Origin of the sequence: Calothrix sp. UHCC 0171 (genome assembly GCF_034931845.1) — a bacterium.
GTDB lineage: Bacteria > Cyanobacteriota > Cyanobacteriia > Cyanobacteriales > Nostocaceae > Brunnivagina.
Window position 1 is genome coordinate 145113 of record NZ_JAYGHN010000003.1, and the last position, 15449, is coordinate 160561.

At 42.2% G+C, this 15449-nt stretch carries 11 protein-coding genes; 4 read left to right on the top strand and 7 right to left on the bottom strand.

Annotation, left to right across the window (positions count from 1 at the left end):
• Window positions 1-71: 71 nt before the first annotated feature.
• From rpsG to VB733_RS04085, 5 genes are all read right to left on the bottom strand, one after another.
• Window positions 72-542: a 30S ribosomal protein S7 gene (gene rpsG, locus VB733_RS04065; protein WP_096615861.1), complete on the bottom strand. Its 471-nt coding sequence runs from the start codon at window positions 540-542 to the stop codon at window positions 72-74.
• A 496-nt stretch (window positions 543-1038) separates the two neighbouring features.
• Complete coding sequence (gene rpsL, locus VB733_RS04070; protein WP_096615860.1) at window positions 1039-1422, bottom strand: 30S ribosomal protein S12; 384 nt, start codon at window positions 1420-1422, stop codon at window positions 1039-1041.
• Between the two features lie 195 nt (window positions 1423-1617).
• Window positions 1618-1953 (bottom strand): iron-sulfur cluster assembly accessory protein, encoded by a 336-nt coding sequence (locus VB733_RS04075; protein WP_323338833.1) that lies wholly within the window; start codon window positions 1951-1953, stop codon window positions 1618-1620.
• Window positions 1954-2212: 259 nt separating this feature from the next.
• Window positions 2213-2629 (bottom strand): phosphomannose isomerase type II C-terminal cupin domain, encoded by a 417-nt coding sequence (locus VB733_RS04080; RefSeq protein WP_323338834.1) that lies wholly within the window; start codon window positions 2627-2629, stop codon window positions 2213-2215.
• Between the two features lie 257 nt (window positions 2630-2886).
• Window positions 2887-4950: a phosphodiester glycosidase family protein gene (locus VB733_RS04085; protein WP_323338835.1), complete on the bottom strand. Its 2064-nt coding sequence runs from the start codon at window positions 4948-4950 to the stop codon at window positions 2887-2889.
• A 798-nt stretch (window positions 4951-5748) separates the two neighbouring features.
• Between VB733_RS04085 and gltB the strand changes: the two genes are divergently transcribed.
• Complete coding sequence (gene gltB / locus VB733_RS04090) at window positions 5749-10494, top strand: glutamate synthase large subunit (protein ID WP_323338836.1); 4746 nt, start codon at window positions 5749-5751, stop codon at window positions 10492-10494.
• 111 nt (window positions 10495-10605) lie between these two features.
• On the opposite strand, the gene VB733_RS04095 is transcribed toward gltB, so the two are convergent.
• Window positions 10606-11436, bottom strand: a complete 831-nt coding sequence (locus VB733_RS04095) for a type 1 glutamine amidotransferase (RefSeq protein ID WP_323338837.1) — start codon at window positions 11434-11436, stop codon at window positions 10606-10608.
• 297 nt (window positions 11437-11733) lie between these two features.
• On the opposite strand from VB733_RS04095, the gene VB733_RS04100 reads away from it, so the two are divergent.
• Window positions 11734-12135, top strand: coding sequence for a hypothetical protein (locus VB733_RS04100; RefSeq protein WP_323338838.1), 402 nt, complete (start codon window positions 11734-11736; stop codon window positions 12133-12135).
• Window positions 12136-12190: 55 nt separating this feature from the next.
• On the opposite strand, the gene VB733_RS04105 is transcribed toward VB733_RS04100, so the two are convergent.
• On the bottom strand, window positions 12191-13528 hold the full coding sequence (locus VB733_RS04105) for a Mur ligase family protein (RefSeq protein WP_323338839.1): 1338 nt from the start codon (window positions 13526-13528) through the stop codon (window positions 12191-12193).
• A 280-nt stretch (window positions 13529-13808) separates the two neighbouring features.
• Between VB733_RS04105 and VB733_RS04110 the strand changes: the two genes are divergently transcribed.
• Together VB733_RS04110 and VB733_RS04115 are read left to right on the top strand one after the other, a co-directional pair.
• Entirely contained in the window at window positions 13809-14417 is a 609-nt protein-coding gene (locus VB733_RS04110; RefSeq protein WP_323338840.1) for a thylakoid membrane photosystem I accumulation factor, read from the top strand.
• Window positions 14418-14646: 229 nt separating this feature from the next.
• Window positions 14647-15255 (top strand): hypothetical protein, encoded by a 609-nt coding sequence (locus tag VB733_RS04115; RefSeq protein ID WP_323338841.1) that lies wholly within the window; start codon window positions 14647-14649, stop codon window positions 15253-15255.
• Window positions 15256-15449 lie beyond the last annotated feature (194 nt).

Below are 15449 nucleotides of genomic sequence, written 5' to 3' on the forward strand. Positions count from 1 at the left end.
TTTAAAAGAGGATCAAAAACAAAAAAAACGGACGATAAAACTCTATCTTGTGAGGTAGGCATACCGCCCGCTTAATAACGATAATGCGCGAAAGCTTTATTGGCTTCTGCCATCCGATGCGTCTCTTCTCGTTTCTTAATTGCGCTGCCGGTTTCATTGGCAGCATCCATCAACTCATTTGCGAGTCTGCCTGCCATTGTACGACCGGGGCGTTGGCGAGAATACTGTACCAACCAACGCAACGCCAAAGTTGTGCCGCGTTCATTACGTACTTCCATTGGTACTTGATAGGTTGCACCACCGACTCGTCGTGCTTTTACCTCAACCAGAGGAGTGGCATTCCGCACTGCTCTTTCAAATGTTTCTAGGGGGTCGCCACCAGTGCGTTCCCCAATTGTTTTCATGGCATCGTAAACAATACGCGCAGCCAGTGATTTTTTCCCGTGGCGCATAATCCGGCGAATAATCATGCTAACCAAACGGCTATTATATACAGAGTCAGGCGGAACTGGTCGCCTTTGAATTACACCACGACGAGACATATTTAACCCTTAAATTTCCGATCAAAGCAACGAAATTATCTGGAATATTACCGAGTAAGCTTTTATTGCGGTAGTTACCGTCATAAACACTTCTGGTTCTAACTTCTCACTACAATTGCAGCGACGCTGACTTCAACAACTTGTCGTCCTCAATCCAGACAAGTAAGGCGACATTAATTATATACCTAAATATCAAATTAAGATGCCAATGCTGCTAAGAGCATTTTCAAATGACTCTGTACCCAAACAATAAGCACAGGCTGCGGAGGAAGCTTTACTAATTTAACTTGATTTTTGCAATTAGACTAGCAGGCGAATCAAAATAACGCCTACGCAACGGACTAATTTAAAATCAAATCAGTTATAAGCAGCAAATCTGAGGGTGGAAAGCCAGCATACTAACTCTACCGCTCAGACTCCTTTGCTTTTGCCATTCTACCTAAATTCGCGAGAGACTGTCAGGTGATTAATCGAGTCAGCAAAAAGAAATTGCATCTTAAGCCTTAGCTGGTTTGGGACGCTTGGTTCCGTACTTAGAACGACCTTGCTTGCGGTCTTTAACCCCAGCAGTATCTAATGTACCGCGAATAATGTGGTATCGAACACCGGGTAAATCCTTAACCCGACCACCGCGAATCATCACAACGGAGTGTTCCTGTAGGTTATGACCAATACCAGGGATATAGGCTGTGACTTCAAAGCCAGAGGTTAGGCGAACCCGCGCGACTTTACGCAGCGCTGAGTTCGGTTTTTTTGGAGTTGTCGTGTAGACTCTGGTACAAACTCCCCGACGTTGCGGGCATTGTTTCAGAGCTGGCGACTTAGTTTTCTGACGCGCTTTTTCGCGTTCGGTTCTGATAAGCTGCTGTATGGTTGGCATGAGTTACAGCGAATAAAGCTGTTTATGGTCTAAGTTTTAACAAATCCTGATTATATCGTTTTGAAGATTGTTTTGCAAATTAATTTTTAGGTCAGGTCTTAAATGCTGCTATAACTGGGATTTTGATGATTAATTTTTAACTTGTTTCGGGAATGAAGCCGGATTAGAGTCGGAGAAGTAATTGAGACTTGCCGATTATACATTGCTATCCAGGGAAAAAGAATTGCCACAGCCGCAAACTGAGGTAGCTCGTGGGTTGTGGAAACGAAAACCACCACCAACGAGGTCTTCTGAGTAATCGAGGGTTAACCCGTGAAGATAACTGAGGCTTTCGGTATCGATCGCCACTGGGATGCCATTACAGTTGAAAGTAGGTTCGCTATTTGCCAGATTTTCTGTAAACGATAGATCGTAAAATAATCCAGAACAGCCACCAGATTTCACAGTTAAAAGCAACCAAAGGTCTGATTTTTGTTGTTTTGACTGCATTCGTTTAATTTCCGCGATCGCAGTTGGGCTAATGCTAATCATAGGTTAAATGGCAAAATAAATTTCGCTCCAAAAATGGGTCATTAAAAATCCCATCTTAGATTCTCAGCTTGCAGATGGGTGATCATAATTATTCCAAATATTGATGCTCAAAAGCAATTCTGAAAATATCCTGAACTCAGGATAGGGAGCAATAAAAATTTAAGTTTCCTTCCCTGTAAAGCGATTGCAGTTAGCTTTTAAGCAAAAACTAACTGCTATGGACAGCATATTACCTGATGCCCATTGTCCTCAGGAATAATTACTTCTTCTCAGTCCGAGCATAATCATCTTGGTAGCGAACAATGTCATCTTCGCCTAAGTATTCCCCATTCTGAACCTCAATCAATACCAGAGGGATAACACCAGGATTCTCTAAACGGTGTGCTGTACATTGAGGAACATAGGTAGATTGATTGTTGCTAAGAAGCACTTCTGCGTCACCACAGACAACTTTAGCAGTACCAGAAACAACAATCCAATGTTCGCTGCGGTGATGGTGCATTTGCAAGCTGAGACGATGTCCTGGTTTAACCTCGATACGCTTAATTTTATAACCTCGTCCTTCTTCCAAAATTGTGAATGAACCCCAAGGACGCAACTCTGTAGCCGCTACACCTCGAGGAGTTACAGAAGTCGGAAGGGGCATTGTGTTTACCTGCGCTGTCTCTTGAGCCATTGTTACCTCTTTTCTGGGGGACATAACGTGATTAGCCAATTAATTACATAATCAATTGATGAAAAAAAATGACACAATATCGCAACCGTAGAAATCAGCAATTCAGCCACTTTTGGTAAACATAGCAAAATCACAAGAGGCAGTGTAATCAACACCTGACATATTTACCGTGTCTATACCAATTCTTCATGAACTTAATCAAAACTTATTTTGATGTTTTTAAAAGACAGTGCTGAGGGGGAATTACTGAGTTCTCTCTATTTTTTCAAGAAAATACCAATCCCATTATGAACACGGGCTGCGGTGCTAGGGGAACGATCGATTAGTTGTCCGCCTAAGTAGAGACTGGTAGAACTTCCTCCGTCTAAATTGAGGGCATTGATACAGCCCATTTGCTGCATTAGTCGGGCGTTTTCGGCGAGGGTGGGACCTGCTCCTCCAGCGCGGTTGTGGGTGGATGCAATAATTACATTACCGTTGGCAGTTGTACAGATGGCACTACGGATGGCTTTTTCACGAATAAATGCATCACTAAATTTTTCGGCTTTGGCATCAAGCACAACTTGACGATTTTGTACCAGTAGTGGTCCCGCACCAATAATATGGGGATAGCGATTAAAATCGGCGGGAATGGTGCCGCTTTTAATGCTGACGTTGGCACCAATGGGAAAAGTAAAATTGCTGGGTGCTTTGCCCCGAATGGTGAGTAAGTAGCCAGAAGTGGGTATGGGAATGGGGTTTTCGTTGGCTTTACCTGCGGATAGCTGCTGAGTAATTTTGTTATTTTCGACAACAATTATACTTTCGTTATCAGTGAGTGGCGTGTAAGTCTGTCCCCAGGCTGGTGTGTATCGAGCAAGTCCGCTTTGAACGTAGCCACTATTGAGAAATAATATTGGTTGCTCACTATTCATCGGCATTCTGGATAAGGTGGGATTATCTTCTTTAATGACTAATGTTTCTCCGAGAGTGAGACGACCTACGTAAAATTGCCCAGAATCATTCCAGGCGATCGCACCTCGATTTAAGATTGGACTAGATAACCATTTTCCGTGACTGCGAATTGCACCCAAGGGATATCTATTATTACGATTAAAGAAGCCGCCATTGATACCGGCAACTGCTAAGTATTTTTGCGCTGTCTGAATCCAGGGCGCTGTACCAATCAGTGTATCGGAATTAGAAACTATGGGTTTTAGTTGCAGGTTACGGGGGTTTGCTTCTAAGGAAACAATTGGGAAGCTATCTTGTCCTAAATTTACCCATTGTTGTCGCCAGCGTAACCCTGGTGTCCAAGTAATATTACGCGGTAATAATGCATCAGGACGGATTTCTACATTTAGAACTGATGGATTTGATGTCGATTGGATACGTGGGGCAAAGCCAAAGGGAACACTGACACGAATCAGTGTTTGATTATTAACAACTTCTACCTGTGTGACAGTGGTGTCTGGCTGTGGAGTTGGGGTGATGGGGGGTACTGGTAGTTGTTGGAGTGGGTTTGGTTGAGGAATTAATGGGGATGTTACTGGTGTGTAACGCTGAATTAATGCTGGGTCTGCAATTCCATCAAGAATAATTGTCCATTCGCGGTTGGGAGGGGCTGTGGGTTGAGGATTAACAGCGTCGGGGTCTACAACTCGCTTGACTGGTAGTTCCTGGCGTACTTGCCAAGGTGTGGGGCGATCAAGATTGATGGTAACAATTTTAGCTTTTGATACTTGCTCTGGTGCTAGTGGTTTCTCATTTTTTACCAACATTTGCATAGTTGCTATGTAGCTAGCTTCGCGAATATTAGTAATTTTTGTCTGCGGAGTAGTAATATTTAAAATATTACCTTGTAGTTGAATTTGCCAGCCTGCTGTTTTTGCTAAATTTGTAATATCTAGATAACGATAACTTCCCGCTAATTGGGCTGTCAAAATTTGTGGTTTTGCTTTGGGGGAAAACCAATTTATTGGTTGTTTTGTGGGAACGTTGGTATCTAATAGCTCTATACCAATTAACTGCTGTAAGGAACCATCCCCAATATGGGTTGTAATTTGATTTTTACCTGCTTGGCGTTGTAGCCATGCACCTGGAAGAATTCTACCGTTGAGGGAGATTTGATTACCATTAGCGATCGCACCTTTAACTATCGGTTGTGTTTTGATGCCTGGATTGCCAGGAATTTGCGTTTGGGCGATCGCGGGATGATTGTAAGTTGTTAAACACAGTATGCTAGAAATTATTAATAACAGGCATTTTCGATCAAGCTTGATATTAGCTTTTTGAAGGATTTCCTGGCAAGGTAGAGCTAAGTGTTTTTGCGGTTTTTGCATTATGTTTTTGCTACTGAGCATTGATAGTTTTTGGTCAAGACAGGGTTTGATCATTTTTCCGAGCTATTTTCGGGAATATCAGCAAACAATGACATTACTTTTAAGCGAGAACATGTTAATGTGAATATGGGCTTTTGTCTCTTGTAAGCCAAAAAGTAATTTTCCTAATTTATAAAGTGCGCTATAGATGTACCTAACAACACTAGTGCAAACCAAATATCTACAAGCCAAATATTGGCTACGGTCTTGGTAATTGTTGGGAACTTAAGATGTTCAGTCCTCACTCATGGTTGCTACTTAAGTGGGGTAGAACTGGTAGCAATGCAGGTGACAAAGGATAATCGACATCAATCGGTTAACAACAAAAGATACAGTTAGGAATTGTCAAATGGGTATGTAGTGTAATACGCTGATTTTGTTGCTGAATGATAAGCTTTTCAGCTCGGTAATCGAGTGAAAAATTTGACACGAACTTTATTCAGGATGTCACAAAAGACTATGCCTGAAAGCCAGTTTTGATTGGGATAAGGAAATTGGAAAAATACATAGTTTCAAGGCGTAAATAAAAAATTGTTTGGGTGAGAAATGTAGTTCGCCGAACTCAGGGTAAACCCCAAAAATAACGGTATGATTTTAACACGGGTAAAAGTTTAAAAAGAAAACCCGGAGTTAGAATTTTTTTTCTCTAAATTTCGACATTAACTAAATTTTCCATTGACTGTGTTCCATTGCTTTGTTGAAAAAACTTTGGCGAAACAGGTGGTAAAAATCACAGTTGGTTGGTATCAGGGATAGTTTATGAATAACGAGTCAACAAATCAAGAGCAGACAATGACAATTGCGGAAAATTCAGATAGTTCATCCAGGTGTATGTATCAAGGACAAAGATGGTTGGTAGAAGAACGCGATGCTTGTGGTGTGGGCTTTATTGCCCATCGTCGAAATCAAGCTAGTCATGAAATTATCGAGAAAGCCTTAACAGCTTTAACATGTTTAGAGCATCGTGGTGGTTGCAGTGCCGATCGCGATTCTGGCGATGGTGCAGGTGTCTTGACTGCGATTCCTTGGCAGTTGTTCCAACAGGCACTAGAGTCAAATAAAATACATTTACTGACGGCACTCAATCAAGATTTTACTAACAATAGCAGTAATGCTGTGGGGATGCTTTTTTTACCTCAAGACACACAGCTAACTGAGAAAATACGTAGTATCTTTATTCAGGTTGCCGCCGAAGAAAAATTAACAGTAGTGGGCTGGCGAGAAGTACCAGTCAAACCAGATTTATTAGGTATACAAGCCCGTGAAAACTTGCCTTTAATACAGCAAGTTTTGTTGACATCAGCAGACAAAAGTGGTGATGAATTAGAACGGCAATTATATATTACCCGTCGTCGGCTAGTGAAAGCTGTGGCTGAAATCTCCCCAGACTTTTACATTGCTTCCCTATCAAGCCGGACTATTGTTTATAAGGGGATGGTGCGATCGGCTGTTTTGGGCGAATTTTATGAGGATTTAAAAAATCCCGCGTTTACCAGTGCTTTTGCCGTTTACCACCGCCGCTTCAGTACCAATACCATGCCCAAATGGCCCCTTGCCCAACCAATGCGGTTGTTAGGTCATAATGGCGAAATCAATACTTTGCTGGGTAATATTAACTGGATGACAGCGCGTGAATCCAGTTTGAATCATCCAATTTGGGAAAACCGCTTTGACGAACTCAAACCATTTGTACAAATTGATAATAGTGACTCAGCAACATTAGATAATGTCTTTGAGGTGATGGTGCGATCGGGACGCAGCCCCTTGGAAGCCCTAATGATCATGGTTCCTGAAGCGTATAATAACCAGCCAGACCTACGTAATTACCCAGAGATTGTCGATTTTTACGAATACTACAGTGGAATGCAAGAAGCTTGGGATGGTCCAGCCTTGCTAGTGTTTAGCGATGGGCAAAAAGTTGGAGCAACCCTCGATCGCAATGGCTTAAGACCTGCTCGTTACTGTATCACCAAAGATGACTACATAGTTGTCGCATCGGAAGCGGGTGTAGTTGAATTTCCCGAAGAAGATATAGTGGAAAAAGGTCGCTTAGGACCAGGGCAAGCGATCGCAGTTGACTTGGAAAGTCAGGAAATTCTGAAAAATTGGGAGATTAAGCAGCGTATTGCTAAGCAACGTCCCTACGGCGAATGGTTGCGTCAATATCGTCAAGACCTGAACACAATAGTTGCCGGGAATGGGAACGGGAATGGAAACGGGAATGGGAACGGGAATGGTCATTTGTCATCAGTCAATGGAAATGGCAAAGCCACCAATGACAGAGGACAAGTAACTATCGACCGTCAAACCCTACTGCGTCAGCAAACAGCCTTTGGTTACACCACTGAAGATGTGGAAATGATTATCCAGCCAATGGCGCAGGATGGGAAAGAGCCAACATTTTGTATGGGTGACGATATCCCCCTAGCGGTACTATCCACAAAACCGCACCTACTATATGACTATTTCAAACAAAGGTTTGCCCAGGTGACAAACCCCCCAATTGACCCATTGCGGGAAAGTTTGGTAATGTCATTGAAGGTTGAATTAGGGGCAAGGGGCAATTTACTCGACCCGAAAGCCGAATACGCCCGACGGTTAAAATTGGATTCACCAGTTTTACTAATCCATGAATTAACCGCGATTAAAAAGTCATCTTTCCAAACCCAAGAATTATCCACCCTATTTACTATTTCCTCCGGTCCCGATGGCTTAAAAGCGGCAGTGGAAGCATTGCAATTACAAGCCGCAGAAGCCGTGAAATCTGGTGCGGAAATTTTAATCCTCAGTGACCAAAATCACGCAGGAGCCAGCAGCGAAAATACCTACATTCCTCCCTTACTCGCAGTGGGAGCAGTTCACCATTACCTGATTAAACAAGGCTTAAGAACCCAAACATCCCTGGTCATTAATACTGCTCAGTGTTGGAGTACGCATCACTTCGCCTGTCTAATTGGCTACGGGGCTGATGCGGTTTGTCCTTACATGACATTGGCAACGGTAGAGGATTGGTGGGCAGACCCCAGAACCCAGCAATTTATGGAACGGGGTAAGATTGCGGCGATGAGTTTGGAGAAATCCCAGAAGAATTACCGCAAAGCTGTCGAAGCTGGTTTATTGAAGATTCTCTCGAAGATGGGTATTTCTTTGCTGGCGAGTTATCAAGCAGCCCAAATCTTTGAAGCCATAGGGATTGGAGCAGATTTATTAGAATTAGGATTCCGGGGTACAACCTCCCGTGTTGGTGGTTTGAGTATCCGCGAACTCGCTCAGGAAGTATTGTCATTCCACTGTAAAGCCTTCCCGGAAATCAACATTAAGAAGTTGGAAAACTTGGGCTTTGTTCAGTATCGCCCCGGTGGTGAGTACCATATGAACAGCCCCGAACTGGCGAAAGCGCTACACAAAGCTGTTGATGGCAAGCAATATGACCATTACGAAGTTTACCAGAAACACCTACAAAACCGTCCTGTAACTGCATTGCGAGATTTACTCGACTTCCAGAGCGATCGCCAGCCCATCCCCATTGAAGAAGTGGAATCAGTGGGCGACATTGTCAAGCGATTCTGTACTGGTGGCATGTCCTTAGGGGCGCTATCGCGGGAAGCCCACGAAACTCTAGCGATCGCCATGAATCGCATTGGCGGTAAATCTAACTCAGGTGAAGGTGGTGAAGACCCGGTACGCTACAAAGTTGTCGATGATGTTAAAGATGGGCGATCGCAAATCTTACCACATCTGAAAGGGTTACGGAATGGCGACACTGCCACGAGTTCCATCAAACAAGTCGCATCGGGACGGTTTGGGGTGACACCCGAATACTTAATGAGTGCCAAGCAAATCGAAATTAAAATTGCTCAAGGTGCAAAACCGGGTGAAGGTGGACAGTTACCAGGTGCAAAAGTTAGTCCCTACATTGCCATGTTGCGGCGTTCCAAAGCTGGTGTCACATTAATTTCACCACCACCACACCACGATATTTATTCGATTGAAGATTTGGCACAGCTAATTTTTGATCTGCACCAAATTAACCCGCAAGCACAGGTTTCGGTGAAGTTAGTTGCGGAAATAGGTATCGGCACCATCGCGGCTGGGGTAGCCAAAGCCAACGCCGACATTATCCAAATTTCCGGGCATGATGGTGGTACAGGCGCATCACCTTTGAGTTCAATTAAACACGCAGGTTCTCCGTGGGAACTCGGATTAACAGAAGTCCACCGCGTCCTCATGGAAAATCAACTGCGCGACAGAGTTATTCTCCGGGTTGACGGTGGTTTGAAGAGTGGTTGGGACGTATTGATAGGTGCATTAATGGGTGCCGAAGAATACGGTTTTGGTTCCATTGCCATGATTGCCGAAGGTTGTATTATGGCGCGGATTTGCCATACCAATAATTGCCCTGTTGGTGTCGCTTCCCAAAAAGAAGAACTGCGGAAACGTTTTAATGGAATGCCTGAGCATGTGGTGAATTTCTTCTACTTCATTGCTGAAGAAGTTCGGAGTTTGCTGGCACGTTTGGGTTATCGTTCCTTGCTCGATGTTGTCGGACGTGCAGACTTATTGACAACCCGTGCAGGTGCGAACTTAACCAAAACCCAGGCACTCAACCTTGATTGCTTGTTAAAGCTTCCCGACACCCGCGAAAACCGGACTTGGTTACAGCACGAAGTCGTCCACAGCAATGGAGATGTTATTGATGACCAATTACTTGCCGATGCAGAGATTCAAGCCGCCATTCGCAACCAATCCAGCATCACCAAAAACGTCAAAATAGTCAACACCGATCGCACAGTTGGTACTCGATTAGCAGGTGCGATCGCATCCCAATACGGCGATAATGGTTTTCAGGGGCAAATCAACCTCAACTTCAACGGTAGCGTCGGACAAAGCTTTGGTGCATTTAACTTACCGGGAATGATTCTGACTCTGGAAGGTGAGGCAAACGACTATGTGGGTAAAGGGATGAATGGTGGTGAAATCATCATCAAACCTCATGCCAATGCCACATATGACCCAGCACAAAATGTGATTATTGGCAATACCTGTCTGTATGGGGCAACAGGTGGATATTTGTATGCCAATGGGTTAGCAGGGGAACGTTTTGCGGTGCGTAATTCCCAAGCGACGGCAGTGATTGAAGGAGCAGGAGACCACTGTTGCGAATACATGACGGGTGGTGTAGTTGTCGTCCTGGGTAAAGTGGGACGTAACGTTGCTGCCGGAATGACAGGAGGACTAGGATACTTCTTGGATGAATCCGGTGGTTTCTCCGAATTAGTCAACTCAGAAATCGTCAAGATTCAACGGATAACCACCCAAGCTGGAGAAAAGCAACTCCAAGACTTGATTCAGGCACATCTAGAACGCACAGGTTCACCAAAAGCGAAGATGATTTTGGCACACTGGCAAGAATACCTAGCAAAATTCTGGCAAGTTGTGCCACCATCAGAAGCCGATGGTCCCGAAGCAAATCCCCAGCATGAAAAGGAATTAAGTCCTGTGTAGGATTGCATAACCTGAGGAGTCTTTGAAACCCGGTTTCTCCCCCATGCAGAATCCCAATTCAGCATAGACAATCCCAGCAACCGGGCTTCTCTCCCCACGAAAAATCAAGATTTATGAGACAACGGTTGGCAATCGTTGTTTTTCTGTTGGTAATTCAACTTTCAACTTCTTCAACATTGCTTCTCTGGCATACTGCGCTAATTCATCATTCAAGGGGGATAATTGAATGGGTTGTTGATATTTCAGCCGCAACGCTGTTTGAATTAACCAATCTGCAACAAAAGGATTTTTAGGTAATAATGGACCGTGGGAATAGGTAGCGATCGCATTCTGATGAAAAGCACCTTCGGTTCCATCTTCGCCATTATTACCCAAGCCATAGATAACTTTTCCTAAAGCTTCAGTTTTTCCTAGTTTGGTTCTTCCCCCATGATTTTCAAACCCTACTAAATAGGGTTTCATGCCAATCATTGCTTCTAAGTCGCGTGCCAACTTTTTGGCTGTAACTTCTATAACCAAGTTGCCAATACAGCGCTTGGTATTTTCACCAGGATGTACGGAAACTAAATCCAATATTCCTAAACCTTCAATACGCTTGCCAGCAGCAGGTTCGTAGTAATGTCCAAGTAATTGAGGGGAACCACAGGTAAAAACTCCGGGTGTCCCGTTGTCAAGTTTTTCACGCATTGCCTCAGCTTTTGCACCTTTTAAGTCGCGCATGACAAGTTCCTGCTGTCTGTCCTGTGCGCCACCCCCAACAATAATATCAACTGATTTTATCTCTTCGGCTGTTGCTGCTTGATCAAGGGGTAATACTTTCACATCGAAACCACGCCATTGGCTACGTCTCTCAATCGTGGTGACATTGCCTCTGTCACCGTAGGTACTCATCAGTTTTGGATACAGCCAGCCAATCGTTAATGTGTATAGTTGCGAGTTCATATACCCCTCTCGGATTTAAGATTTAGGATTTTAGATTAGGAAATAATGATTTTGTAACTAAGTATTTACATAAACAGTGTTTTTTAGAATTGCGATGTGCGTAATCTAAAAACAATCTAAATGTTACCTTAGTCACGTCGTTTATAGTTATATGATGGCTAAGAATTATTGCACAAATATTTTATGGGTGCAAACTCAACACCCCAATTATTTTGAATCAAGTTTGCCGATACACTCTAGATACTTAGATTTAGAGTGGTGTTTTTGTGTATTGTCCAGTCATTAAAACAGGGAAAAATGGACTGTAAAACTGCGACTTTGGTTTATCAGGGTGGAAATTATCTCGAAAATATTCGCGAGATTTTTCCTGTTGCTTGGAAGTTTCTTGAGGAAGTTTCGTTTGCCTATGTTGATGCGAAACCTGATCATTTTGATGCGGCGATTAGAGAAATTGTTGGAGAAAAGCCATTTAGGTATAGAATGGTTCATCGAGACGATAAAGACCAATTAACCAAAGATTTAGCTGATTTGTTGGGCGATATTACTTCCAGATTATTGTTAGAAAAACATTTTTCGGAAGTGGTGGGACAACCTGTATTTTTCAGCACTATTTGTTGTAATAGTCATCTGACTTCTGACCATGAATTAACTTTGGAGGAAGTGTTGCCGTTACAATGTGCGGCTGTCAAATTACAGTAATTTAGGAGTAGAGATGTAGCATGGCTATGTCTCTACAAATCTCCAAATCAGACCACTAGCGGATTTTCTTCCCAGTTAAAACTTCTCGCACATCTAGCATTGCCGTATAGGTTGGTAAAATATGCAAGATTTCATTAGCGGGAGTTTTTTCCAAGGCTTTATCGATCGCAACCTTTAAATTCTCTTCAACAATTAAATTAACTTTACTATCAAGGGAAGTCTCACTATAACGCAAACGTAAAGCCATATCGTAAACGCGATCGCCACTGACGATTAAAGTTCCCCCGCGTTGAACTAAAGGTTCAGTATCTACATCCCATATCCAAGAAACATCTTCACCATCCTGTGTTCTGTCATTTAATACTAATAAAGTAGTTTTGTCATTACTTTCAGTCACAACGCGAATTGTCTCATTAGTACCCACAGGATTTTTAGAGAGTAAAATGCGGACTTTTTTTCCTTGAATTTGTAATTCTTCCGCCCTACCAAATGCTGGTTGGAAAGTGGGAATTGTTGCACGAATTGTCGCTTCATCTATTCCTAATTCCCTAGCGGCTGTAGCTGCTGCGAGGGTATTATACTTATTGTATAAACCCACTAAAACCTGCGACCATTCACTACTATTTAAATCCGGTTGGCTACGCTGAAAACCGCATTTAGAGCAATTAAATTCACCCAAATGAGACAAATAAACCCCTGCATAAGTGAGAGGATTACCGCAATTTGGGCAATAAATTGAGTCTACTGCGTGGGGAATTTCCGCTAAATATTTTTCTGGCTCGTTTAAACCAAAAAATACAACTTTTTGCGATAATTGCTGACCAAGGTAGGATAATGTGGGGTCATCAGCATTGGGAATCACAGTAGTATTCGGTGAATTGGTGGAAATTGCTGTTGTCCAACGTTTACTGATGCTATCAACTTCCCCATACCTGTCGAGTTGATCCCGGAATAAATTTAAAGCGAGAATAGCTTTGGGTTGGATAGGTGCGAGAACTTTGGGGACGATATTTTCATCAACTTCCAAAATCGCATAATCTACACTTAAGCCACCAAAAGCATCACAGCTTTCCATCAAAGCAGTCACCAAACCATTTTCCAGGTTAGCACCAGTAGAATTATGGGCGACACGAAAACCCTTGCGTTCGAGAATTTCGCACAACAATAGCGAAGTTGTCGTTTTACCATTTGTCCCTGCAATCAGGATCACCCCATTTTTTACCTGGCGACTGAGTAGTTCTAGCAAACGGGGTTCTATCTTACGCGCAATCGCACCTGGGAGTACACTTGCTGCACCAAGTTTCAGACTTCGCACTGCAAAAGTTACGCTTTTTGCGATCGACACAGCTAGACCAAGTTTTAATCTATCAATCAAACCAATATTATTTCCCACATCCGTACCCTAATTTTCAGGCAATTATTTAGCAGTCAAAATAAAATCACAAATTTAACTAGCGAGAGTTTAGCGAATCTTCAGCAAAAAAGCCAGCATTCCTAATCCCAACACAGGGGAAAAGTAATACCCGTAGAGAGGTGATATCTCACGTCTACACAGTTCCAACTCCCCACTCCCTGTTATCTTAAAAATGGTGCAGGCGTAAATCATTATCCATTCCAGTCTGCTGTTTTCAGTACAAATTGACCATAAATATCAAGGTTGAAAGGTTTTTTTGATGAATTGCATTAATTGGCGATCGCGAAATTTATTCCCAAACATATCGCAAAATATACTCTCAGACTGGCGGCATTTTGTCTCTAAATGCTTGTTAATAGCACTTTGTTTCTGTTTTCTGATGATTCAGCCAGCCTTTGCGGGTGCTGATGATGACAGATACGACGGTAATATTTTCGTGGTTTATGCGGGTAATGGTTCTTTAGTTCCGCCTAAAGAAACTTTGGCAACCGCACTTTCTGAACATAAACCAATATTTATGATCTTCTATGTTGATGATAGTAGCGACTGCAAAAAATATGCGATCGTCGGTTCTGAGGTACAAGCATTTTACGGTCGTGTCACCGAAATTATCCCAGTTGATGTCGATACTATTCCTGTAAAAGCAAAATATGAACCCACAGAACCAGGTTATTACTATTCTGGTGGGGTTCCCCAAGTAGTAGTGTTTAATCCAGATGGTAAAGTTGTTTTAAATAAAAAAGGTCAAGTTCCTTTTGAAGAAATCGACGATCGCTTTCGAGAAATATTTGATTTGTTACCTCGTACAGAATCAGTGGAATTGAAACGACGTTCTTTCAATGAGTTTAGTAGTGAGTTACGTCAATAATAACTAGATAACATTTATGGGCAGTATACTTGTTCTTATTCTGCCCTAAAAAATGGTGTGATTCAATACTGCATTCATCGTCAAAACAAAACATAATGACAAAAGTCAAGATATAAAGTCTCAAAGGAAAAGTGAAAATTATTGAATTCCAAATTCCGAATTATAACTTTTGATTCCTGACTCAAGTACCCCTAACTATTAAAACTCTTGATTTATAGGGATGGTTCTGATGACAAATGTTTACACTACTCAAGAACTAATCCAAATTTTGGCAAGCGAACGTCAAGCTTGTTTGAAAGGTGAACGTCTGAAGTTAGATGTAACTGTTTCAGGAAGTCCTATACTCGACCAATTTATTCGTGCTGATGGTCTGCAAAAGTTTACTGCATATCAGGATTTTAAAGCAGCAATTCATCAATATCAACGTGAAAATAATGTATCAGGGATTATTTGGCGTGAAGTAATTGTAAAAGAGAAACGTTTTTCATATCCTGAAGTTGACACGCAGTTATTGGCTTTAGACAGTGATTTAGAAATATTAAAAGCTGCCAAAGATAAGATTTTATTATTTTGGAATGAAGTAACTGTGGGGATGGATTTGTATTTGAGTATTCACCACGGTAAACTACATCAAAAAATTGAAAGGGAAGATTATTTCCGAATTGCTCAACGCAGCGAATGGGCAGGTTTATTAGTATATGAAAAATCAGATTTTTTAGAGATTGTTTTACAATTGGGATGGGGTAAACCAGAAGAAGCTTGTTATAAAAGGGGTTTTCCTACATCTGGCTGTGAGTATATTCATGCAGTCAATCCCGGTCAACAACCTATTACTTGAAGAAAGTATTCCCAAGGTATAATTAAATATAAAAAACTAGGCAAATATTGAATAAGACTTGCATAAAAAAAGAAAATTATTGTTGAGCAGATATCATCAAAAAATGGTGATTTTCAACTTTAACAAATACTAATTTCATCTTTTGTCGGATAGTAAAAAAGTTATTGAGCAACTTCACATTACCTAAAGATGCC

Coding starts and splice junctions, on each gene's coding strand:
- rpsG (WP_096615861.1), bottom strand. CDS start 542: ATGTCTCGTCGTGGTGTAATTCAAAGGCGACCAGTTCCGCCTGACTCT.
- rpsL (WP_096615860.1), bottom strand. CDS start 1,422: ATGCCAACCATACAGCAGCTTATCAGAACCGAACGCGAAAAAGCGCGT.
- VB733_RS04075 (WP_323338833.1), bottom strand. CDS start 1,953: ATGATTAGCATTAGCCCAACTGCGATCGCGGAAATTAAACGAATGCAG.
- VB733_RS04080 (WP_323338834.1), bottom strand. CDS start 2,629: ATGGCTCAAGAGACAGCGCAGGTAAACACAATGCCCCTTCCGACTTCT.
- VB733_RS04085 (WP_323338835.1), bottom strand. CDS start 4,950: ATGCAAAAACCGCAAAAACACTTAGCTCTACCTTGCCAGGAAATCCTT.
- gltB (WP_323338836.1), top strand. CDS start 5,749: ATGAATAACGAGTCAACAAATCAAGAGCAGACAATGACAATTGCGGAA.
- VB733_RS04095 (WP_323338837.1), bottom strand. CDS start 11,436: ATGAACTCGCAACTATACACATTAACGATTGGCTGGCTGTATCCAAAA.
- VB733_RS04100 (WP_323338838.1), top strand. CDS start 11,734: ATGGACTGTAAAACTGCGACTTTGGTTTATCAGGGTGGAAATTATCTC.
- VB733_RS04110 (WP_323338840.1), top strand. CDS start 13,809: ATGAATTGCATTAATTGGCGATCGCGAAATTTATTCCCAAACATATCG.
- VB733_RS04115 (WP_323338841.1), top strand. CDS start 14,647: ATGACAAATGTTTACACTACTCAAGAACTAATCCAAATTTTGGCAAGC.